At 67.2% G+C, this 22223-nt stretch carries 15 protein-coding genes; 10 read left to right on the forward strand and 5 right to left on the reverse strand.

All coding sequences use genetic code 11. From position 1 onward, the window contains the following. Positions 1 to 32 precede the first annotated feature (32 nt). From VGI12_09315 to VGI12_09325, 3 genes are read left to right on the forward strand one after another with little or no spacing between them, the layout of a single operon-like run. Positions 33 to 1145, forward strand: coding sequence for a hypothetical protein (locus VGI12_09315; protein HEY2432856.1), 1113 nt, complete (start codon positions 33 to 35; stop codon positions 1143 to 1145). A 26-nt stretch (positions 1146 to 1171) separates the two neighbouring features. Continuing rightward, positions 1172 to 3343 (forward strand): penicillin acylase family protein, encoded by a 2172-nt coding sequence (locus VGI12_09320; GenBank protein ID HEY2432857.1) that lies wholly within the window; start codon positions 1172 to 1174, stop codon positions 3341 to 3343. A 59-nt stretch (positions 3344 to 3402) separates the two neighbouring features. Further along, complete coding sequence (locus tag VGI12_09325) at positions 3403 to 3759, forward strand: hypothetical protein (protein HEY2432858.1); 357 nt, start codon at positions 3403 to 3405, stop codon at positions 3757 to 3759. A 25-nt stretch (positions 3760 to 3784) separates the two neighbouring features. Here VGI12_09325 and VGI12_09330 read toward each other — a convergent pair whose 3' ends face one another. Then, positions 3785 to 6439 (reverse strand): hypothetical protein, encoded by a 2655-nt coding sequence (locus VGI12_09330; GenBank protein ID HEY2432859.1) that lies wholly within the window; start codon positions 6437 to 6439, stop codon positions 3785 to 3787. A gap of 35 nt (positions 6440 to 6474) precedes the next feature. Here VGI12_09330 and VGI12_09335 point away from each other — a divergent pair, with 35 nt between their 5' ends. Continuing rightward, a complete protein-coding gene (locus VGI12_09335) occupies positions 6475 to 7071 on the forward strand; it encodes a hypothetical protein (protein ID HEY2432860.1) in 597 nt (198 codons plus the stop codon). A gap of 42 nt (positions 7072 to 7113) precedes the next feature. Here the strand turns inward: VGI12_09335 and VGI12_09340 are convergent, their stop codons facing one another. After that, positions 7114 to 9720 (reverse strand): protein kinase, encoded by a 2607-nt coding sequence (locus VGI12_09340; GenBank protein HEY2432861.1) that lies wholly within the window; start codon positions 9718 to 9720, stop codon positions 7114 to 7116. A gap of 85 nt (positions 9721 to 9805) precedes the next feature. Between VGI12_09340 and VGI12_09345 the strand changes: the two genes are divergently transcribed. The 5 genes from VGI12_09345 (at position 9806) to VGI12_09365 (ending at position 14255) form a co-directional block, all read left to right on the forward strand. After that, positions 9806 to 10657, forward strand: coding sequence for a VOC family protein (locus VGI12_09345; GenBank protein ID HEY2432862.1), 852 nt, complete (start codon positions 9806 to 9808; stop codon positions 10655 to 10657). A 16-nt stretch (positions 10658 to 10673) separates the two neighbouring features. Beyond that, positions 10674 to 12362, forward strand: coding sequence for a M1 family metallopeptidase (locus VGI12_09350; protein ID HEY2432863.1), 1689 nt, complete (start codon positions 10674 to 10676; stop codon positions 12360 to 12362). 18 nt (positions 12363 to 12380) lie between these two features. Continuing rightward, entirely contained in the window at positions 12381 to 12734 is a 354-nt protein-coding gene (locus VGI12_09355) for a YciI family protein (GenBank protein HEY2432864.1), read from the forward strand. Between the two features lie 412 nt (positions 12735 to 13146). After that, positions 13147 to 13716 (forward strand): YdeI/OmpD-associated family protein, encoded by a 570-nt coding sequence (locus VGI12_09360; protein HEY2432865.1) that lies wholly within the window; start codon positions 13147 to 13149, stop codon positions 13714 to 13716. Continuing rightward, a complete protein-coding gene (locus VGI12_09365; GenBank protein ID HEY2432866.1) occupies positions 13713 to 14255 on the forward strand; it encodes a DUF1697 domain-containing protein in 543 nt (180 codons plus the stop codon). The genes VGI12_09360 and VGI12_09365 overlap by 4 nt, the downstream gene beginning before the upstream one ends. A gap of 73 nt (positions 14256 to 14328) precedes the next feature. On the opposite strand, the gene VGI12_09370 is transcribed toward VGI12_09365, so the two are convergent. Then, a complete protein-coding gene (locus VGI12_09370) occupies positions 14329 to 17004 on the reverse strand; it encodes a hypothetical protein (GenBank protein ID HEY2432867.1) in 2676 nt (891 codons plus the stop codon). A gap of 181 nt (positions 17005 to 17185) precedes the next feature. Here VGI12_09370 and VGI12_09375 point away from each other — a divergent pair, with 181 nt between their 5' ends. Continuing rightward, entirely contained in the window at positions 17186 to 20347 is a 3162-nt protein-coding gene (locus VGI12_09375) for a di-heme-cytochrome C peroxidase (protein HEY2432868.1), read from the forward strand. Between the two features lie 124 nt (positions 20348 to 20471). On the opposite strand, the gene VGI12_09380 is transcribed toward VGI12_09375, so the two are convergent. Both VGI12_09380 and VGI12_09385 read right to left on the reverse strand, forming a co-directional pair. Continuing rightward, positions 20472 to 21215, reverse strand: a complete 744-nt coding sequence (locus VGI12_09380) for an SDR family NAD(P)-dependent oxidoreductase (GenBank protein ID HEY2432869.1) — start codon at positions 21213 to 21215, stop codon at positions 20472 to 20474. Between the two features lie 30 nt (positions 21216 to 21245). Next, positions 21246 to 22193, reverse strand: coding sequence for a TIM barrel protein (locus tag VGI12_09385; GenBank protein HEY2432870.1), 948 nt, complete (start codon positions 22191 to 22193; stop codon positions 21246 to 21248). Between the last annotated feature and the right edge of the window lie 30 nt (positions 22194 to 22223).

A 22223-nucleotide genomic window follows, 5' to 3' on the forward strand; every position in this document is an offset into this window, starting at 1 on the left:
CGGTTGCCTCGACTGCGGCTACAATGCCGCGCGTGCGCTCAGCAGTCCTCCTCGCGAGTCTCCTCCTGGCCGTCCCGGCGCCTGTGCAGAAGGGCCAGACGCCCGCGCCGCCGCCGAAAAAGAACCCGCTGCTCAAGCTCGTTCAGCCCTGGCCGTCGCCGGAGAAGATGAAGGAGCAGCGGGCGACCTCTGAGGGACTCCCGCTCTTCGCGCAGGACGACATCCTGCCGATTACGCTGGTCGGCGATTTCAAGACAATCAACAAGGATCACAATCCCGACAGCAAGCAGAAGTACCCGGGCACGCTGCGGCTGAGCGACAACACCGAGATCGCGGTGACGTTCGGAGCGCGCGGGCACGTGCGCCGGATGGCCCGGACGTGCGACTACGTGCCGCTCCGTGTCGAGTTCGAGAAGTCTGCCGGCAAGGGCAGCGTGTTCGCCCACCAGGAGGGGTTGAAGCTGGTCGTGCAGTGCGCGGGCGGCGGCGACTTCGAGCAGTTCCTGCTCCGTGAGTACCTCGCATATCGCATCTACAACGTCGTCACGAAGCAATCCTTCCGCGCGCGGCTCGCCAGGGTCTCGTACGTGGATCCGGTCGGAAAACCGATCGGCACGCGTCTCGGCATGTTTCTCGAGGACGACACCGACGTGGCGCGCCGCCTGGAAGGCCGCACCGTCAAGCTGCCGCGGCTGATGTTCGACGACGTCGATTCCGATTCGCTGATGCCGGCGATGATCCTCGAGTTCATGATTGGCAATACCGACATGTCGCTCTATGCGCTGCATAACGTGTGCATCGTGCAGCGGCCCGACCGGACGCTGCTCCTCGTCCCCTACGACTTCGATCTCTCGGGGCTGGTCAACCCCCCGTATGCCATCCCGGCGCGCGGACTCCTGATCAAGAGCGTCACCGAGCGGCTCTACCGGGGCCCGTGCCGCAACCAGGAGCGGGTGGATCCCTACATCGCGAACTTCGTCGCCAAAAAGGACGAGATCCGCGCCCTCCCCGACCAGATTCCCGGCATGACGAAACAGACGCGGCAGACCGTGCGTGACTTCATCGACGGCTTCTACAGCGCCGTGCGCACCTCGAAGGACGTCAAGGGGCTGTTCGTCAGCTGCTCGCCGAAGCCGACGATGTGACACCGCGCAGGTTGTAAGATCCCTGGATGCCCAGGTTCCTGCTCGTCGTATGCGTCTTCCTGGCGCTTGCTCCCGGCCGGCAGGTGCCGTCGGGGTCGGCGGACCTGGCGCGCTTGCAGCACGAAGCCCAGGGCGTCACCATCGTTCGAGACGACTGGGGGATCGCCCACGTCAGCGGAAAGACCGACGCCGACGCCGTCTTCGGGATGATCTACGCGCAGGCGGAAGACGACTTCAACCGCGTCGAGACCAACTTCATCAATTCGCAGGGACGGCTGGCGGAAGCCGAAGGGGAGAGCGCGGTCTGGCGCGACCTGCGCATGAAGATCTTCATCAGGCCCGACGCGATGCAGGCCGCCTACGCCACGAGCCCCGATTGGCTGAAGGCGCTGATGACGGCGTGGGCCGATGGCCTGAACTACTACCTGGCGACGCATCCGTCGGTGAAGCCGCGGGTCATTGCGCACTTCGAGCCCTGGATGGCGCTGACGTTCAGCGAGGGCTCGATCGGCGGCGACATCGAAAGCGTGTCGCTTCAGGGCCTCGAGCGCTTCTACGGGTCTGCCGGCGCGTCTCCGGCCCCGGGGCGGGATGCCGCCGGCGACGCGGCACCAGACGACAGCGAGCCGCGCGGGTCGAACGGTATCGCGATCGGTCCGGCGAACACCACGAATCACAAGCCGCTGCTGCTCATCAACCCGCACACGTCGTTCTTCTTCCGCTCAGAACTGCAGATGACCAGCGGCGAGGGCTTGAACGCTTACGGGGCGTCGACCTGGGGGCAGTTGTTCATCTACCAGGGTTTCAACCCGCGCGTCGGCTGGATGCACACCACGAGTGGCGGCGACGGCGTCGATGAGTACCTCGAGACGGTGTCGAAGAAGGGGAGCGGTTACGTGTACCGGTACGGCACCGAAGAGCGACCGGTGACCGCCGAGACAATCGTCGTCCCCTACCGGACCGCGGGCGGCATGTCCTCGCGCGAGTTCACCGTCTATCGCACCCATCACGGTCCGATCGTCCGCGAGGTGGACGGCCAATGGGTCGCCGTCCGGATGATGCAGGAGCCGGTGAAGGCGCTGACGCAGTCATTCCGCCGCACCAAGGCGACGAACCTGGCTGAATACCGTCAGGTCATGGATCTGCACGCGAACTCCTCGAACAACACCCTGTACGCCGACGCGGACGGCAACATCGGCTTCTTCTTCACCAATTTCATGCCGAAGCGCGACCCGCGGTTCGACTGGAGCCGTCCGGTCGACGGGAGCGATCCCGCCACCGAATGGCAGGGGCTGCTGTCGAACGACGAGGTGCCGCACCTCGTCAATCCGCCCAGCGGGTTCGCCTACAACTCGAACGACTGGCCCTGGGACGCGGCCGGCAAGAGCTCAATCGATCGCGCCAAGTACCCGCCGTACGTCGAGAAGAGCCACGTCGAGATGCCACGTGGCGTCCACGCGCTCCGGGTCCTCGGCGGGAAGCGGGATCTGACGGTCCAGGGCTTGATCGACGCGGCCTTCGATGCCTATCAGCCGGCGTTCGCTATCTCTATTCCGGCGCTCGTCCGCGCCTGGGACTCGCTGCCGGAGACGAGCGAGGTGAGGAAGAAGACCGCGGAGCCGATTGCGGTGCTCCGCACCTGGGATTTCCGCTGGGGCGTCGATTCGATCGCGAATTCGCTGGCCGTCTACTACTCCCAGCAGGGCGCCGTTCGTGACGGCGGGCGCCGCGGCGGCGGCCCGGCGCCCGAGCCGGAGCAGCTCGTGCGGAACCTCGCGGCGGCGGCCGACAGGTTGACGGCCGACTTCGGCACCTGGAAGACGCCCTGGGGCCGGATCAACCGGTTCCAGCGCAACGACGATGCGATCGTCCAGCAGTTCGACGACAATAAGCCGAGCATCCCGGTGATGTTCTCGTCGGCGACCTGGGGCTCGCTCGCCTCGTTCGGTGCGCGGACGTATCCGGGCACGAAGAAGATGTACGGTACGAGCGGCAACAGTTTCGTCGCGGTCGTCGAGTTCGGGGCCGACGCCGTCCACGCTCGGGCCGTGACCGCGGGCGGCGAGAGCGGCGACCCGGCGTCGAAGCATTTCGACGATCAGGCCGAACGGTACACAACGGGGAATCTGCGCGAGGTGTACTTCTACCCGCCGCAGCTCAAGGGTCACACCGAGCGAACGTATCATCCAGGCCAATAGCGGATGAGCGCACGGATCGAATCACGCGGGCACACGGCGGGTCAGCCCGCTCGAAGACGATGAACGGACTCAGCTGGTACTGGATCACGATCGAGCTGACGGTGACCCCGCTGGTCGGCCTTCTCTTCGCCCTGCCGCTCTGGCTGAACGATCAGCCGATTTTCGGCAACCTGCTGGGCACGGTCATCATGTTCGGGAGCGCGTTCGCGCTGATCATGCGCGAACACATCCAGATCGACGTGGTGGTCCGCAAGTGCATCGACGACGGTATTCCCTGCTTCCCGCACCCGGAGGCGTTTACCCGCTTCGCCGTCTATGCGTTCATCGCCCTGTTCGAGGTCATCCTGCTGTTCATGATCAGCCTCCGCGTCGAGCAGCGGGTGCGGCGGCGCGGCTACGATCCGCAGTGGCGGTGACGGCATCCGCGCCGGCCTGGCGGCCCTACCAGGTCCGGGGAATGCGCTCCCGGACGCGGGCGGGCCTGGTCAGCGCCTGTCCCCCGACGTCGAGCGTCACCGTGTAATCGCCGACGGCCAGCGGCGTGAGCGCCGCGCCACCGCGGCCGCGTCCGCCGCCGCTTCCAAGCGGGACGAGCGCGCGGTTGAGTCCCGCTTTCGCCGGACCGTCGAGCGTCCGGACCACTGCGCCGCTGAAGTCTTTCACGGTGATCCTCGCCGCCGCGCCGGCATCCGCCTTCAGGTAATAGTTGACGGCGAGCGCCTCGGGCTCGTTCGGCACCTCCACGTACTTGTCGCCGAAGAGGTGATAGTTCATCCCCTGTTCGCTGAAGTCGTAGCGGGCGCGCGGCTCGATCTCGAAAAGATGCGCGGGCTCCTCGAGCAGCGCGGCCGACAGCTCCTGCAGCGGCGAGATGTGACCCACCCAGAACGCGCGGCCGTAGGTGCCGAGCACGAGATCGTTCTCGCGCGGATGAATGGTGAGATCGTGGACCGCGACGGCAGGCAGGTTGGCCTTCATCTGCGTCCACGTCCCGCCGCCGTCCACCGAGACGAACACACCGCTGTCGTTCCCGACGATCAGCAGATTCCTCGCCTTGCGATCCTGCACGACCACGTTGATCGGCGCGACCGGCAGGTTGGCCGCGATCGAGGTCCAGGTCTTGCCGCCGTCGGCCGTCTTGTACAGGTAGGGTGCGAAGTCGTCATTGCGGAAGCCGTTCTTCGCCACGAACGCGGTGCCCGGGTCGAAGGGGGAGGCGAAGACGCGGCTGACCCAGCGATCTGCGGGGGCTCCCGCCGCGGAGAGCGCCGGCGTCAGGTCGGTCCAGGTGCCGCCGTGGTTGGCTGTCATCTGCACCCGGCCGTCGTCGGTGCCCACCCAGATGATGCCGGCCTTCACCGGCGACTCCGAAATGGAAGTGATGGTGCAGAACGGCACGTTCCTGCCGATCCGGTCGGGATCGTTGGTGGTGAGGTCCGGGCTGATCTCCTCCCACGTGTCGCCCTGGTTCAAGGAACGGAAGAGCACCTGCGCGCCGGCGTAGACGATCTTCGGATTGTGCGGCGACAGCGCGATCGGCGCGATCCAGTTGTAGCGCAGCCGCGGCTGCCCCGCCGGGCGTGACGGGGCGATGGGCGTGCGCATGCCGGTCTTCTGATCCATGCGGCCCATCGAGTTCAGCTCGCGCGTGTTGTAGACCCAGCGGCTGTCGGTCGGATCGACGACGTTGTACATGCCGTCGCCGGGGCCGACCGTGACCCAGTTCTCGAGGGTGATGCGGCCGGTCGGACCGTTGCTCGGCCCCTTCCACGAGTCGTGGTCCTGCATGCCGCCGTAGACGTTGTAGGGATCGTCCATGTCGACGCCGACCGCGTAGAGCTCGCCGACGCCCATGTTGGGAGAGTAGTCGCCGGTTCTGCCGCCGTCGACCGACACGTTGACGCCGCCGTCGCTGCCGAGGATGATCCGGTCCTTGTCGCGCGGATCCCACCACATGGCGCGGAAGTCGCCGAACACGCCCCGCATGAAGTCCGAGGACCAGGTGCGGCCGCCGTCGCGCGAGACGTACATCGAATCGCTGGTGACGAGGACAGTCCGGTCGTCCTGCGGATCGATCTTGATTTGGTTGAACGAGTAGGGCGCTTTGCCGCCGGCGACGTTGACGTCGGTCACCTTCCGCCACGTCCGGCCGCCGTCGTCGGTGCGATACAGCTCGTTGCCGATGATCCCGGCGGCGAGCGGACTGGTCGGGCTGACCTCGCGGGCCGGGCCGCCGGGCCTGGCATTCTGATTCTCGAGCAGGGCGTAGAGCACGAGCGGGTTCTTCTGGTAGATGTCGAGGCCGATGCGGCCGATGCGGCCGGTCGGCAGCCCGCCGCCCAGCCGCGTCCACTTCTCGCCGCCGTCCTCGCTCTTGTAGACGGCGCTCTCGGGGCCGCTCTCGACAATCTGCCACGGCTTGCGATCTTTGTCGTACATCGCGGCGTAGAGCGTCGCCGGTGCCTTGCGGTTGATCACCAGGTCGATGGCGCCGACGCCGTCGTTGACGTAGAGGACCTTTCGCCACGTCTTGCCGCCGTCGCCCGTCTTGAATACGCCGCGCTCGGCATTCTTCGAGAACAGATGTCCCATGGCGGCGACGTAGACGATCTCTGGGTTGGTCGGGTGGATGACGATTCGGGCGATGTGGTGCGAGTCGGGCAGTCCCATGAACTGCCAGGTCGCGCCGGCGTCGGTCGACTTGAACACGCCCTTGCCCGAGATCGACGAGCGGGCGTTCGCCTGATCCCCCTCGCCGATCCAGACGACATTGGGGTTCGACGGCGCCACCGCCACGGCACCCATGGCCTCGGCGCCGATGCTGTCGGTCACGTTCGTCCAGGTCGTCCCGGCGTTCGTCGTCTTCCACAGCCCGCCGCTGCGGCTCGCGGCGTAGATCGTGTAGAGATGATCGTGCAAGGGGGTCTCGGGCACGTCAACCGCCGTCACCCAGGCGGCGGTGCGGAACGGGCCGATGTTGCGGAACGCCATCGCGTTGATCACGCCGTCGAGCGGGGCCGGCTGCGGCGCGCCTGCGACGGCCGCGGCCCCTGCGAACAGGAGCCCGAGCCAGGCCGCGGCGAATCGTGTCTGCATGCGGGCATTATAGGTAGGTTAGGATCGTGGCCACCGTGACGACCAGATCGCTTCACCGCATTCTCGGCGTGGTGCTGCTGCTGCCCTGTCTCGGCTGGGCGATCACCGGCGCCGTGTTCTTCGTCAAGCCGGGATATGCCGGCGCCTACGAGCCGCTCGCCATCCGGACCTATCCGCTCGACGACAACCTGGTGCTGCGCGCGCAGCCGTGGCGCGAGGCGCGCCTGCTCAAGACGATTCTCGGGAGCCATCTGCTGGTGCGCACCGACACGGGTTGGCGGAATCTGGATCCGGCGACGTCGAAGATTACGCCGGTGCCGCCGCCCGAGAAGCTGCGGCTGCTGTTCGAGGATGCCTTCCTCGCCAACCCCGATCGCTACGGCCACGTCGCGACCCAGGTCGACGCGATCGCCCACACCACGACCGGCGTCACTGTGACGCTCGACTGGAGCCGGCTGGCGCTGCAGCAGCGCGGCCGCGACACCGATCGTATCGACGCGCTGTATCGCGTGCACTACCTGCAGTGGACGGGTGTCGGCGCGATCGACAAGCTCCTCGGGCTGCTCGGTCTGGTCCTGCTCGTGTCGCTGAGCGTGCTCGGCGCGCGCCTCGCGCTCAGGCGGGGCGCGTGACGGCCTCGAGTCGGCGTCGAAGGATGCCGGCGCGAAGGCGTATCAACGGGACCGCCAGTTCACCATGACGGTCAACGGCTGCTGCGCGCCGATCGATTCCGACACGATGGCGACGAATCGTCCGTTGGCCGCTACGTCGAAGTCGGACCAGACGCCGGTTCGGGCGCTGTCGAGGAGCAGCCGCGCGTTGCCGGGATGATCGCGCGAGACCGGCACGCTCATCAGACCGCCCTTCGATACGTAGAACAGTTCGCGACCGTCGCGGGCCCACCGGGGGGCCTGGCCGCCGTCGGCCGATACGCGGATCTTGTCCCGCCCTCCCGGCCATCGGACGAGGTAGATCTCCGGACCGCCGGACTCGTCGGAATTGATCGCGAGCCACGTTCCCTCCGGCGAGAACCGCGCCCCGCTGTAGTTGAAGCGGGGATCGAGCAGCGGTGTGGCGTCGCCGCCAGCGAGCGGGACGCTCAACAGCTGGGACGTGCCGCTCGGTCCACGTTCGCGAAAAATCGCGAATCGTCCATCGGGCGCGACGTCGTCGGCCTCCTGCAGCGCCGCGTTCGGCGCGGCCCGCAGCGGACGCTCGTCGCCGCTGGCGAGGTCGCGAACCAGGATTTTCGGCGCGGCATAGGGTCCAGCGCTGTAGAGAAGCCTGGATCCGTCCGGCGTCATCAGAGGATCGATCTCGTTGCCCGCGTCGGAAGTGGTACGCGTTTCGATGCCGCGATTGAGATCCAGCGTCCACACGTCGAAGGTGCCGACGCCGGGGGTGCCATGGACGAAGAGCAGAGACCGGCCGTCCGGCGTCAGCCGCAGGCTTTGATAGATGCCCGTCTTCAGCGCCGTCCCGAGTTCGCGTCCGGTGCGATCGAACCACGCCACGCGCGCCTGATCACGGTGCGACTGGTAGGCGAGCACCCCGGTGCGCGAAGCGGTGAAATGCGCCGTGCCCGGAATCACCATGTAGTTCACCGGCTGCGCCACCGCCACCGGATCGCCGGAAACCGTCGCCGTGACGGCGTCGAAGCGACGGGCGAGAAGCGTGCCCTCGCTGACGTAGAGCAGGTAGCCGGGTTCGACGTACTCGACGTTCGAGGTCACGGTCATGACCTCGCGAGGCGCTTTGTCCGGTTCCCAGAGCATCAGCCGCGACGTCCGGTCGTCACGCCAGGCGGTGTACAGAAACCGCCGGCCGTCAGGAAGAAAGTGCGGCTGGATCAACCGCGTCTCGTGGCGCGCCGGATCTGGTTTCAGGATCTCGACCGCCGCGCCTCCCGCCGTTGCGACGCGAACGAGCGCGACGCCGGTAATCGGCGCAAAGACGATCGCGTCCGTCCCCCACGTCCCGGTGTTGCCCGTCGACTTCAAGACGCTGCAGAGGGGTACGACCGGGCCGCCCCCGCTATCGACCCGGTTCAGCATGCCGCCGCGGAAAAAGCCGATGGCGCGGCCGTCGGGCGACCAGAACGCACCGTTCGCCCCCTCGGCCCCGGCGAGCGGCGAAGCGGTGACCGACGCGAGCGGGCGAATCCAGATACCCCCGCCGGCGACGATGAAGGCGAGGCGGGTGCCGTCAGGCGAGAGTGCCATCTCGGTCTCTTCCACCGAGCTCGGGAAGTTGCTCCCAGGCGGTGGCGGCACGCTGAATGTCACCGGCATCGGCTGCGCCGGGGCCGATCCCGCCGGTTTCAGCCACAGCGCGAGCGCGGCCCCGACGCCGGCCGCTGCCAGCACCCACGCGATCCAGGCCACGCCGCGCCGGGTGCCAGGCGGCGGACGATCCGCCCGAGTCGGGACCTCGATTGTCCGAAGCGCCACGGCCACGTCCTGCGCGGACTGCCAACGCCTGTCCGGACTCTTGTCGAGGCAGACGCGCACCAGGTGGTCGAGCAACGGCGGCGCCCCCTGCTGCAGCGACGACAGTGCCGGCGGATCGACTGTGAGGATCGCCGCGGCGATAGCCGAGGCACTCTGGCCTTCAAAGGCACGGCGCCCCGTCGTCATCTCGAACAGAACCTGCCCGAGCGCGAAGATGTCGCTGCGCGCGTCGGCCGCCCGGCCCTCGATCTGTTCCGGCGCCATGTATTGGAGCGTGCCGATCACCGTTCCCACCGCGGTCACGGCGGAACGGACGAACGTAGCACCTTCCGCCGAGGGGCTCTGGGCGAGCGGCGCTATCGGCTTCGCGAGTCCGAAATCCAGCAGCTTCGCGCCTGAGGACGTCAGCATGACGTTGCCCGGCTTCAAATCGCGATGCACGATGCCGGCGCGGTGGGCGCGCTCCAGCGCCTCGCCGATCTGGGCGCCGAACTCGACGACTTCAGAAAGCTTGAGCGGCCCGCGCGCCAACCGCGCGGCCAGTGTCTCTCCCGGCACCAGCTCCATCACCACGTAGTCGATGTCGGCGTGTTCCCCGACGTCGTAGATCGCGCAGATGTGGGGGTGGGAGAACTGCGAGAGCGCCCGCGCTTCGCGCCTCAGGCGTGCCCGTGCCTCGGGATCTGACGAGAGCGGCGCCGGCAGGACCTTGATCGCGACCTCGCGATCGAGGCGCGTATCACGCGCACGATAGACCTCGCCCATCCCGCCCGCGCCGAGGCGGGCGCCGATATCGTAGGGGCCGAGGCGTGCGCCTTCGGTGAGCGGCATGGCTGCAGGATTCTAGTCCGATCCGGGACTGCGGTCGCGGCGCTCACTCGCGTTGCCGGGCATTTATGAGTTAGGGTCTGTCGACGTGCGCATCCTGACGGCCGTCCTGGGCGCCCTCCTGCTCGCGTCGTCCGCGGCCACCGTCACCGGCCTCGATCACGTCCCGATCGCCGTCAGCGATCTCGCGCGGGCAGCGGCCGACTATCGCGCGCTCGGCTTTGCGCTGAAGCCTGGCCGCTCGCACGACGACGGGATCCAGAACCAGCACGTCAAGTTCACCGACGGGACCGAACTGGAGCTCATCACCGCGCCGGCGGCGCGCGACGCGTTGACCAGAACCTACCGGCAGCATCTCGCGCAGGGAGACGGGCCGGCATTCTTCGCGCTCTTCGCGCCCGACATGACCGCCGCCGACGCGCGGCTCGCGCAACTGAGGATTCCGCACGCGCGTGACGCCGGCGCCATCGACTTTCCGCAGGATCCGGCGCTCGGCTACCTCTTTCTCTCGGGTCGTAACGCGTCGCCGACCGATCGGCCCGAGCATTTTGCGCACGTCAACACCGCGGAGTCGCTGGTCCGTGTCTGGCTTGCCGGCGACGATCTCTCGCGCGAGCGTGAGCTGCTCGACGGCCTCGGCGCCGCGGTCGCCGACGCCGACGTCCGCGTCCCGGACGCCATGCACGCGTCGGTTGCGCGGCTGCAGGAGGGAGAGGTGATTCTTCTCCCCGGCTCGCGTCAACTCGTCGCCGGCCGCCGCGTCGTCGGCGCGACGCTGCGGGTCGGCGATCTCGCCGCGGCGCGCGCCATCCTGGATCGCGGGCAACCGACGCCACTCGCCATCGTCACAACCCGCAACAGCCGCAGCGTGTTCGTGCCGCCGTCGCGAACGCACGGCCTCTGGCTCGAATTCCTCGAGCCGTTGCGGCGGCCCAGTTGAGGCATGATTGGGCCGTATGCTCGCACCGATTCTGCTGACCGCGCTCCTCGCCCAGGCGCAGCCTCAAGCAACCCCGCAAGCGGCCCCGGCGCCGCGGCCGATCGATCCGCCGCCGACCCGTGCCGACGTCCTGCGCGGTGAGTACGGACGCTACCGCGCCAATAACGACCTTTTGTATTACCACCTCGACATCAAGGTGGATCCCGCGAAGAAATTCGATCGCGACGGGCGTCCGATCGGTTGGATCGAAGGGAAGAACACGATCCGCTTCAAAATGCTGAAGGACGACTCGCGCATTCAGCTCGATCTCTATGCCAACCTGGACGTCGACAAGATTCTGCTCGCCGACGCGCCCCTCAAGTACGAGCGCGAGCTGAACACTGTCTGGGTCGATTTCCCCAAGGCGCTCGAGGCGGGGAAGACATACTCGATCGACTTCTACTATTCGGGCAGCCCGAAGGAGGTCGGCCGGTTCGGCGGATTCGTTTTCCGCAAGGATCCCGACGGCAACGACTGGATTTTTACCGCGTGCGAAGGTGAAGGCGCGGCGATCTGGTGGCCGAACAAGGACCAGTGGCGCGACGAGGTCGAGAACATGGACCTCAGCGTCACGATCCCCAGCGATCTCGTCGACGTGTCGAACGGCGCGTTCGTGGAGAAGACGGACCTCGAGGACGGCTATACCCGCTGGGATTGGAAGATCCACTATCCGATCAATAACTACGACGTCTCGCTCAACATCGGCAAATACGTCCACTTCGCGGACAAGCTCGGCGACCAGCCGCTCGATTTCTACGTCATGCCCGGCAGCCTCGACAAGGCGAGGATCCAGTTCGCCCAGGCCAAGGGGATGATCGAGGCCTACGAGCATTACTTCGGCGAGTATCCCTTCAAGAAGGACGGCTACAAGCTGATCGAAGTGCCGTACTCAGGGATGGAGCACCAGAGCGCCGTCACCTACGGCAACCACTTCGCCAACGGCTATCTCGAGCGTGACTGGACCGGCGTCGGCGTCAGTCCGAGGTTCGACTTCATCATCATCCACGAGAGCGGCCATGAATGGTTCGGCAACGCGGTGTCGGCGGCCGACGTCTCCGACATGTGGATCCACGAGGGCTGGACGACGTATCTCGAATGCCTCTACGTCGAACGTCTCTTCGGCCGCGAGGACGCGCTGAAATACACCAACGGCTACAAGGCGAAAGTCAGGAACCGCGAGCCGATCGTCACCCAGCGCGGGATCCACCGTACGCCGTCGCAGGACATGTATTTCAAGGGGGCCCTCTTCCTGAACACGCTCCGCAGCGTCGTCGACGACGACGCCAGGTGGTTTGCGCTGATCCACGACCTCTTCCAGCACTTCAAGTACCAGAACATCCTCACCGAAGACCTGGTCGGTTTCGTCAACACGAGGCTTGGACAGGACCTGACGCCGGTGTTCGACGAGTACCTCCGGCGGGCCGAGTTACCGACGCTCGAAGTCGCCTTCAACCAGGCGGAGGGGACGCTGGCTTACCGGTGGAAGGCTGAGGAGCGCGGATTCAACATGCCAATCAAGGCGGGGCGGCCCGGTGCGTGGGACGTGCTGCACCCGACGACAGACTGGAAACTCATGAAAACACAGCTCAAACAAGACGAATTCCAGGTGGCGACCGATCTCTTTTACGTGAATGTGTCGATTTCCGCCGGTCCCCGCGACAAGTAGGCGGAGGGCTCAACAGCCATGAAGTATCTGTGCCTTATTTACGACGAGGAAGCGAAGCTGGCGGCGATGTCGAAGTCGGACGGTGAAGCGCTCATGAAGGAGTACTTCGCGTTCACGAATGACCTGCGCGGCAGCGGGCAGTACCTCGGCGGCAACGATCTGCAGCCGACCCGCAATGCGACGACCGTCCGTGTCCGCAGTGGACGCACGTCGACGACCGACGGCCCGTTTGCCGAAACGAAGGAGCAGCTCGGCGGCTATTACCTGATCGAAGCCAAGGACCTGAACGAGGCCATCCAGATCGCCGCGCGCATTCCGTCGGCGAAGCTCGGATCGATCGAAGTGCGCCCGATCCAAGAGCACAATATCTAACATCCGAGGGGCTTTGCCCCTCGGACTCCCCTACACACTCTCTCGCGCGCCGCTCGCCGGCGCGCTCCGTTCGCGTGGCTCGCTCGCGTGGCTCGCTCGCCCAGCAGCGATCAGCGGCCCATGAGGCATTTCGACGTCGCCCGCGCCGTCTTCGGTTGTAGGCCGGACCTTCAGGTCCGGCTTACGAACGGTCGCCGCAGCCACGCTCTGGCGAAGATCACGAACGCCTTGAAGCAGCAGGCGTCGCAGATTTTTCCGCCAGCGACGCCGGCGCTCAAGAAGCGGACGTGGTTGGCGTCCCTGCCGCAGAAGGAGCAGCGAAGTCGGTTCCATTCGGCGGAGTCCGGCAGCGGGGCGGCGGCGGATGCGGGGTGCGGCATGGTGAACTCCTCGGGGCTATAGTAAACCCGCCGTGCCGACGCCGACCAAGATCACGTATTTCAAGACTCCGGCGGACCTGCGCAAGTGGTTCAAGGCGAACCACCTGAAAGCGGAGGAGCTGTGGGTCGGGTTCTATAAGAAGGACTCCGGCCACGCGAGCATCACCTGGCCGGAATCGGTGGACGAAGCGTTGTGCGCCGGATGGATCGACGGCATCCGCAAGTCGATCGACGAGCACCGCTACACGATCCGCTTTACGCCGCGGCGCGCCACCAGCATCTGGAGCGCGGTGAACATCAGGCGGATCAGTGAGCTGGCTACCGAGAGGCGCGTGCTTCCCGCCGGCGACAAGGCGTTCGCGGCCCGGCGCGAGAACAGGTCCGGCATCTACGCCTACGAGCAGCGGCGCGATCGGCTTGAAGAGCCATACGCGTCGATGCTGAAGAAGTGCAGGCAGGCGTGGACGTTTTTCGAGGCGCAGCCGCCTGGCTACCGCAAGATCATGGGGTGGTATGTGATGAGCGCGAAGCGCGAAGCGACGCGGCTCGCGAGACTGCAGACGCTGATCGCGGCCTGCGAAGAAGGGAAGCGCCTGCGATGACCTGGTACGTCGCGTTCCTCCGAGGCATCAACGTGGGCGGCAACAAGATGGTCGCGATGGCGGAGCTGCGCGAGATGCTGACGGCGATGGGCTTCGCCGACGCCAAGACGCTGCTGCAGAGCGGCAACGCGGTGTTTCGCGCCGCCGCGACGCCGACCGCCTCGCTCGAAGCGCGGCTCGAGGCGGAAGCGAAGAAGCGTCTGGGCGTGACCTGCGACTTTCACGTCCGTACGGTCGGCGAACTGCGAGCGGCCATCGACGGCAATCCGTTGAAGGCCGAAGCGAAAAAGGATCCGAGCCGCATGCTCCTGATCCTCTACAAGCAACCGCTCGGCCACGCCGTCGTCGACGCAGCGCAGGCGGCGATCACCGGTCCGGAGGTCATCCGCTGCGACGGTCGACATCTCTATATGTACTTCCCGGACGGCCAGGGGAACTCGAAGGCCAGCGTGATCGTGAGCAGGATCCTGAAGGTGCACGGCACCGGCCGCAACTGGAACACCGTCCTCAAACTCGCGGCGCTGACGACCGGGACGTAGCCGCCGGATCCCTTGCGCGGCGCGGTCCGTCCGCGCCGGGTCTTGGATCTCGCCACGACAGCACGACCGTCGGCTACGTCGCCGCGGCTGTCGCGAAACCGGCGGCGGCGCCAGGTGGCGCGGCGAGCACGTCGCGCACAGCGTCGCACAGCGCTGCGCCGGTTGTGAGATCGCGCCGGCCGCCGGTGGCCATCAGCACCGAGTGATAGCCGAGCGTGCGGTAGCTCTCGAACTGGGCTTCGTCGAAGAACTGGTTCGCGGTCGTGTCGTGTGGGAACTCGGCGTCGGTCGTCGCGAAATTCCGCACGTCGATCGGCTCGTCGCCCGAAAGCGTCGCCTTGATGTAGAGAATCGTGCCGTCCGGCGCGCCTGGACCGTCGATGACGGAGTAGATGATCCGTCCGAGCGCCACGTGCGGATTCGCCGACCCCTGGCCCGCGCGAGTGATGTTGAGGTCGGAGAACAGAATCGGGATGCCCAGGTCCAGTCGGATGCGCCGGACCGCGTTGCCGAGATCGTCGAACGTGTACTGCGGATCGCAGCCCGCGTCCGAGACGACGATGTAGCGGCAGCGGCGGGAGACCATTTCCCAGAGACCGAGATTCTCGTAATGCCCGCCGTCCGACAGATACACGTACGGATTGCGGTCGGTGGTCAGCCCGAGCAGCTCGCGCATCAGCGGCTCGACGCTGAACACCGGTTCGCTGCTCTGCCAGCGCTTCTCGCTGTCGGGATTGCCGAACCACAGCCCAAGGCGCGCGTTGGCCAGCGTCAGCAGGAACGCGCGTGCCTTCGTCGAGTACATCCCCATCGCCGGGCTTGCCGCAGCGCCCGAGACGGCGAGCGCCATGCCGAGCGAGAGACCGGTGGCCTTCGCGCCGCCGTCGGACCCGTACTCGTGGGCCGGACGATACCCGAGGTCGTGGCAGCCGACATGAAACGGCGTGAAGGTGAATGACTGGGCCAGCGTTTCGCGGCGGCCCAGGTGGGTCGACGAGACGGCATTGAGCGTCGTGTTGATCACGTGCAGCGGCCGCACGTCCTTCAGCTGGTGGACGCGCACGTCATCATCGCGATCGAAGCCGGTGAAGGCGTTCGGGCGGCGGTCGCGCCGCGAGGCGCCGAGGAACGTCCGGATCAGCCGCTGCTGATACATGCCGTGGAGCGAGAAGCGGTTCACGGGAATGAAGGCGCTGACGCCGAGCCCGACGCCGGCCAGCGTCAGGCCGAGCGCCAGCCAGTGGTGTCCGAGCGCGCGGGCGAGGCGCATGTCGACCCACGCCATCGTCGCCAGCAGAATGACGATGACGAGCGGCAGCGCGATCTTCTGCAGTGTGAGCCGCACGGCTGACGGCTGTCCCGGCGTGCTGCCGCCGCGCGACGCCAGCCCGGCGAGCGAGCTGGCGAGCGGCACCAGCAGGGTGAACAGCGCCGACGCCGATCGTTGATCCATCGCCATGGCGCGGCTGACGGCGCCTACGCCCGCCTCGATCAGATCGGCCAGGTAGAACACGATGATGCCGGTCGACATCCACACCACGGCGGCGATCGCAAGCCACGCGCCACAGCGGCTCCACCATTCGAGGACCGCGTCGTCGAGCTCGCTGCTGCCGATCCCGACGAACACCAGAATCTGCAGCAGCGACAGTACCAGCACGAGCGGTACGCCGAACACCGCGTAGAGGGCTTCCAGGTGATCGCCTGGACCGAAGCCGTAGTTGAGCGTGCAGACGTACCAGATACCGCCGCCGATCACCGGACCGCCGGCGAGCGCGGCGACGATCGTCCGGAATCCGACTCGGATGCGCAGCGTGGCGCCGTCGCCGGGACGCGCCGCCGTGAACAGTTTCGTCAGCGTGCCGAGGGCGATCCAGCCGGCGGCCGGGACGACCGCCGAGACCACGATCGCGTCAACAAGGTTGATGTCGCACGGATAGGCCGACCAGAAGAAGGTCAGCGAGACGGCGCCGAGCACGGCCGGCGCCAGGAACCACGCCAGGAAGCGCTGCTGCGACCAGAGCGCGCCGAAGCCGACGAAATTGAGCACGATGTAGGCATTGGTCACGGCGAAACAGCCGAACGTCGCCAGAAACGACCACCAGGCGGCGTCGCCGCGCGCGAGGCAGCCGCCTGCGGCCTCGACGATCGGCCGCTCGACCGACCGCAGACCGACGAAGTAGATGTGCATCAATGTCATCGCCGCGGCGAGCAGCGGCAGGATGACCAGCCAGTTGAGCAGGAGATTGCGCGCCATCGTCGAGACGAGCGTCCACACGTCGGCCGACACGATGCCGCCGGTCGGCGCCAGGTACCGGCAGGTCTGGCGCACGCGATCAATGGGCGAGACGGCCGTTGCCGCCGCCGGTCCGCACTCGTCGGAGTGCATGCGGTGCGTCGGATCCATCGCGTCGAGGACCGCCGCGCGGCCGGCGGCCCCTTCGCGGTGCAGCCACGCGGTGAACCAGCCGCCGATGTAGCCGCCTCCCGACACTGTCGACAGGTAGTCGACCCCGCCAAGCACGCCGACTCTGGCGAGGCCCTGCAACACGCCGAGTGCAAAGGTCGCGCTTCTGATGCCGCCGCCCGAGAGGCAGACGGCCGTGGTCGGCGTCTTGTGGATGCATGCGTGCAGCGCGTGCAGCCGTGCGTCGGCCTCCGCGGGACCGTTTCCCTCGAACGGCGGCGCGCCGTGCAGCGCGATGTACTCCGTCTCGAGGACGCGACACCAGCGGTCGGCGGGATTGCTCACGGCGCGGAGTATACTGCGCGCGTTCCCCGATGACATCGACACGGACCGCTGGTGGCAGGCCGGCCGAGCGCGCTGGCCTCCGGCAGGCCCACTCGCATCCTCCCGCGCCTGCTTCACCGACGGCCACGACACCGTTGACCTCACCAGCGCACGGACGCCGATTTCGGAGACAGGAATGACGATGGATCTCGAGCGGAAGCTTCCCAGCGAACAGACCGACATCGCCGACATTACCGCCGGAATTCTCGCGGTGCAGGCGCGTTTTGCCCGGCAGCAGAAGCGGCCGCTCGGGCGCGGCACGCACACCAAAGGCGTCTGCGTCCGCGCCACGTTCGAGGTGCTCGACGTCGCTGCGTCGGTGACCGACCCGGCGCTCGCCGCCCGCCTCGCGCGCGGGCTGTTCGCCAAGCCAGGTACCTACCAGGCGACGGTGCGCTTCGCCAACGCGGCGTCGACGATCAAGCCCGACTCCGATCCAGACGTGCGCGCCTTGTCGTTCGCGGTCGAGGTTCCGGCCGCCGTGCTCGGGCCGCAGCCGGTGCGGCTCGACTACTCGATGAACAACGCGACGACCTTTCCGATCAACGACGCACACGCCTTCGCGGCCTTCATGCGGGTGCAGGGGGCCGCGGGCGGGCTCGGCCGCCTGCGCGCCCTGCTGTCGCTGTCGTTCACAGATCTGAAGGGCTTTGGCCAGACGGCGGTGCGCGGCATCCGGCAGCAGCGGCAACCGCTGCATCCGTACCAGCAGACGCGCTACTGGAGCAACGTTCCCTTCCTGCACGGCGGCGACGAGGCTATCAAGTACTCGGCGACGCCGTCTGCCGGCAACGCCGGCGACCCGATCGGCAAGGGTGCCAGCGTGCTTCGCGACGACCTGCTGCGGCACGTCAACGACGACGCCGAGCAGGCGAGCTGGGACTTCGGGCTGCAGCTGCTCGAACCGTTGACGATGACGCTCGACGGCCGGACGCAGGAGCCGAGCTTCTGGGTGGAGAACGCCAGCGTCGAGTGGCCGGAGGGCCAGGCGCCGTTCCACACCGTGGCGCGGCTGACGCTACAGGCGAAATCCGCGCTGCCGCAGGCCGAGTGCGACGCCTGGTCGATCGACGTCACCGAGCACGCGCTCCCCGGGGATCGCCCGATCGGCAGCATCAACCGCGCCCGCCGGGTCGCCGAGGCCGCCAGCCGGAAGGCGCGTTTGAGCTCGGCGGCCGTTCCCGTCGTGACGCAGCCGTCGATCGCGCACCGGCTCGCCGCGATCACGGTCGGACAGGTGCTCAAGCTCGCGGCCGCGGCGGTCGGGGCGCTTGCCTTCGTCGCCCTCGCCGGCGCGATCGTCCTGATCGTGCGCACCAACCGCGGCGACGGCATGCTGCCCCCCGACACCGTCGATCGCGTCGTGTATCCGGATCAGGGCTGGGGGCCCGGGCTGGAAGCGGCGCCGCGGCAGACCTATTACTACACGGCGCAGGGCGCGCAGCTGAAGGAGCTCCGCTACAGCTGGTTCAAGAACCTCGAGATGCCGTGGTCGACGACGAAGCTCTCGTCGCCGGCGATCATGCGCCGATACGGCTTCGTCGTCGATCCGGCAACCGCGGCCAATCCCGACGATCTGCCGGTCGGCTTCGCCAGGGCTTACGACACGCAGCTCGAGGAGGAGATGCTGGATGTGTCCTGCGCCGCCTGTCACACCGGCCAGATCAACGTCACGCGCAACGGCACGACGACGGCGCTGCGGGTCGACGGCGGATCGGCGCTGCACGCGTTCACCAACTCCAAGATCGGCCACTTCGTGCCGACGCTCGCGGCGACGCTGCTCGGCACGATCGCCAATCCCTTCAAGTTCAACCGCTTCGCCAACGCGGTGCTCGGGCCCGGCCGCGGCGGCCGCTGGGCGCTGCGGATGCAGATGCTGAACGTCGCCGGTCAATTCGGCCGCATGGCATTCAACGAGAAGTGGTACCACCTGGTGCCGACCGAGGAAGGCTACGGCCGCACCGACGCGCTGGCGCGCATCGCCAACACCGTGTTCGGCGATCACATTCAGGCGGGCAACTATGCCGTCGGCAACGCGCCGGTGAACTATCCGCCGGTGTGGAACATCTGGAAGTTCGACTGGGTGCAATACAACGCCTCGGTGAGCCAGCCGATGGCCCGCAATATCGGCGAAACGATGGGCACGGGCGCCAAGTATGCGCTGCTCGATCGCTACGGCCGGCCGCTGCCGCCGGACGAGCGCTATCGCTCGTCCGCGCTGCTCGACAACCTGCACACGATCGAGCTGACGCTGCGGAAGCTGCAGCCGCCGGCGTGGCGCGAGGACGTGCTCGGGCCGATCGACCGCGCCAAGGCCGACCGCGGCAAAGCGCTGTTCAACACCCACTGCGTCGGCTGCCATGGCCCGCACGTCGCGCCGCCGGCGGTCAAGATGCGCGACGCGCCGCTCAAGGGTCCGAACGATCCGCAATGGCTGATGAAGACCGTCTGCTGGGACGACATCGGTACCGATCCGAACACGGCGCTCAATTTCGCGGATGCGAAGGTCGATCTGACGCGCACGGGGCTGTCGACCGGGGATCTGCGCACGATCGCGGGCCGCGAACTCGATCTGTGGTACAGCCGCCAGCGCACCTATTTGCAGGGAGAGATCGTGCGCCTCAAGGCCGATCCCGCCACCGCGGCGCAGGCGGCGCCGATCGAGCAGAAGCTGGCGGGTCTTTCCGCCGAACAGGCGCAGACCCTTTCGGAGATCGACGCGACGCGGCTGCCGGTCGGCAACGGCCTGAGCTATGTGGGCCTGCTGATCCGCCTGAAGGCGTACGCCGACAAGGGGCTGACGCCGGCGCAGCAGGACGAGATGGACGGCTTCGCGATTCTCGACACCCCGCAGGTGATTGCCGCCTACAAGCCGCGTCCGCTGGCCGGCGTGTGGGCGACGGCGCCCTTCCTGCACAACGGCTCGGTGCCGACGGTTTACGATCTCCTATCACCCGCCGCCGAGCGTCCGAAGACGTTCCGCGTCGGCAGCCGCGAATACGACACGGTGAAGCTGGGCCTGAAGCCGCCCGACAGCGGCTACTGGGTGTTCGACACCGCGCTCGACGGCAATCACAACACGGGCCACGAGTTCAACGTGGGTTACCAGGAGTACAAGGAGGGGGACCCGCCTTCACACGGCCTGATCGGCCCCCTTCTGACGCCAGACGAGCGGCTGGCGATCATCGAGCACCTCAAGGTGCGCAACGACGACGTCGACGGCCCGCAGGAGCCGGCCGTTCCGTCGAACGCGACCTGTTCAGCACCCGCGCGCCCTGACGCTGCGAAGCGCTATGTGCGCTGACGGGCCCGGGGTCAGACCGGGGTCAGACCGGGGTCAGACCACCAGTTGATGGTAGGGGTACGCAGAACCTGCGCTGCAAGGCGTGGCTCCAGGATGCTGCCCGTCCCTCCCGGTGCGCCGGCCGCTACTGCGGATCGACTCCGACCGTGGCGTAATAGTTCGCGATCATCTGTTGCGCGGGACGGGTGTAGACATCGGGCTGCCGCGTATCGATCACCTTCGCGATGACGGCGGCGACCTCTTCGGCGCTCTGCGTCTCCGGGAACGCGCGCGAGTCGGGGCCGCCGTGCACGGCGTTCAGCCCGAAATCGGTGCGGACGACACCCGGCGAGACGAGCGAGATCTGGATGCCGGGGTGGGTCGCCTGGACCTCGGCGCGCATCATCGCGGTGAGCGCGTTGAGGAAGTGCTTGGCGCCGACGTAGGCGGATCGAATGACGACGTACGGGATTCGGCCGAGCAGTGACGAGATGTTGATGATGTGCCCCTCGCCACGCTGCTTGAAGTGCGGCAGGACTTCCTGCATCCCATACAGCGCCGAGTGGACGTTGGCGCGCATGATGGCGTCGATGTCGGCGTCGGTCAGTTCGGTGGGGTTCCGCGAGATGCCGAGACCTGCGTTGTTGATCCAGACGTCGATACGGTGGAACCGCGCGACGGTGTCGTCTACGACCCGCCGCACCTGGGCGCGGTTGGTGACGTCGGCGACCTGTATGGCCGCGTGTCGGCCGGAACGCGAGGCGACGTCCTCGAGCGCTGCCTGCCGCCGCGCCACGAGCACGACCTGATGTCCCTGCGAGGCGAGGAGCGCTCCGGACGCCGCGCCGATGCCCGCACTCCCACCCGTAATCACGATCACTTTTGACATGATCGCGATTCTAGATCGTCGCCGCCGCCGTTACTGGCTGGTCAGCGCGTTCTTGCAGAACCCGACGCATTTGGCCAATTCGGTCATGGCGTCGGATCCGTCCGGCACCTTGTATTCGAACTCGATCGTCGCCTCGATCGGCCAGCCGTTCCTGCGGATCAGCTGCAGCGCCGCGGTGATCGGCGTGTCCCCCTGGCCGAACGGCACGTTCACGCCGTCGACACCGTTGACGCCGGCCTTTCGATCCTTCACGTGGATGTGCGTGATGCGCTCGTGGTGATCGCGGATGAAGCCGAGCGGGTTGCCGAGATTGCCCGCGATGTAGTGGCCGATGTCGAGGTTGGCGCCGTTGTGCTGCGCGTATGAGAACGCCTCTTTGAACATCGCTTCGGTCGTCTTGGTGTGGCCGTGATAGCCGACCATCAGGCTGTGCTTGTCGGCGAACTGGCCGACCCGCTTGCTGCCCGGCAGCTCCAGCTCGCAGGAAATGGCCCGTGCGTCCATCGCTTTGGCGAGCCTGAATGCGTAGTCGAGCTCGGGGTCGCTGAAGTCGTAGATGCCGTCGAACTTGATGACGTCGGTGCTGATGCCGGCGCCGTCGAACTGCTTGCGGACGGCCGCGGCCTTGTCGGGATCGAGCGCCAGCCGCCACGCCCGCAGGTGTTCGGCCGCCTGCTGCTGCGCCGCCTTGTCGCCGCCCGGCGCGATCATCGACATCGGCGCGCCAAGGGCCAGCTCGATCGGCTGGCTCCGCAACTCCACTGCGCTCACGCCGAGCCGTGACGTCCGGTCGATGATCTCGTCGACCGCCATCGTCCGCGTCCCGTAGTTGTAGGGGACGTTCATGCCGACCTGGACGCCGCCCCATTTCGAGTCGGGCTTGGCCCCGAAGGCGGCCGCGAGCCGTTGGTTCGCCAGCAGGCCGGCGGCGGGGACGGTCAGGAGGATCTTGCCCAGTTCGCGGCGGGTGAGCGTCATGCCGCGGAGTGTAGCACCTCCGACGCGATA

The sequence above is a fragment of the Vicinamibacterales bacterium genome (assembly GCA_036496585.1).
Classification (GTDB): domain Bacteria; phylum Acidobacteriota; class Vicinamibacteria; order Vicinamibacterales; family 2-12-FULL-66-21; genus JAICSD01.

Bases quoted from the DNA above. Each gene is read 5' to 3' on its own strand.
- VGI12_09325 (HEY2432858.1), top strand. From the start codon at position 3,403: ATGAACGGACTCAGCTGGTACTGGATCACGATCGAGCTGACGGTGACC.
- VGI12_09385 (HEY2432870.1), bottom strand. From the start codon at position 22,193: ATGACGCTCACCCGCCGCGAACTGGGCAAGATCCTCCTGACCGTCCCC.
- VGI12_09330 (HEY2432859.1), bottom strand. From the start codon at position 6,439: ATGCAGACACGATTCGCCGCGGCCTGGCTCGGGCTCCTGTTCGCAGGG.
- VGI12_09320 (HEY2432857.1), top strand. From the start codon at position 1,172: ATGCCCAGGTTCCTGCTCGTCGTATGCGTCTTCCTGGCGCTTGCTCCC.
- VGI12_09375 (HEY2432868.1), top strand. From the start codon at position 17,186: ATGGATCTCGAGCGGAAGCTTCCCAGCGAACAGACCGACATCGCCGAC.
- VGI12_09350 (HEY2432863.1), top strand. From the start codon at position 10,674: ATGCTCGCACCGATTCTGCTGACCGCGCTCCTCGCCCAGGCGCAGCCT.
- VGI12_09340 (HEY2432861.1), bottom strand. From the start codon at position 9,720: ATGCCGCTCACCGAAGGCGCACGCCTCGGCCCCTACGATATCGGCGCC.
- VGI12_09365 (HEY2432866.1), top strand. From the start codon at position 13,713: ATGACCTGGTACGTCGCGTTCCTCCGAGGCATCAACGTGGGCGGCAAC.
- VGI12_09380 (HEY2432869.1), bottom strand. From the start codon at position 21,215: ATGTCAAAAGTGATCGTGATTACGGGTGGGAGTGCGGGCATCGGCGCG.
- VGI12_09355 (HEY2432864.1), top strand. From the start codon at position 12,381: ATGAAGTATCTGTGCCTTATTTACGACGAGGAAGCGAAGCTGGCGGCG.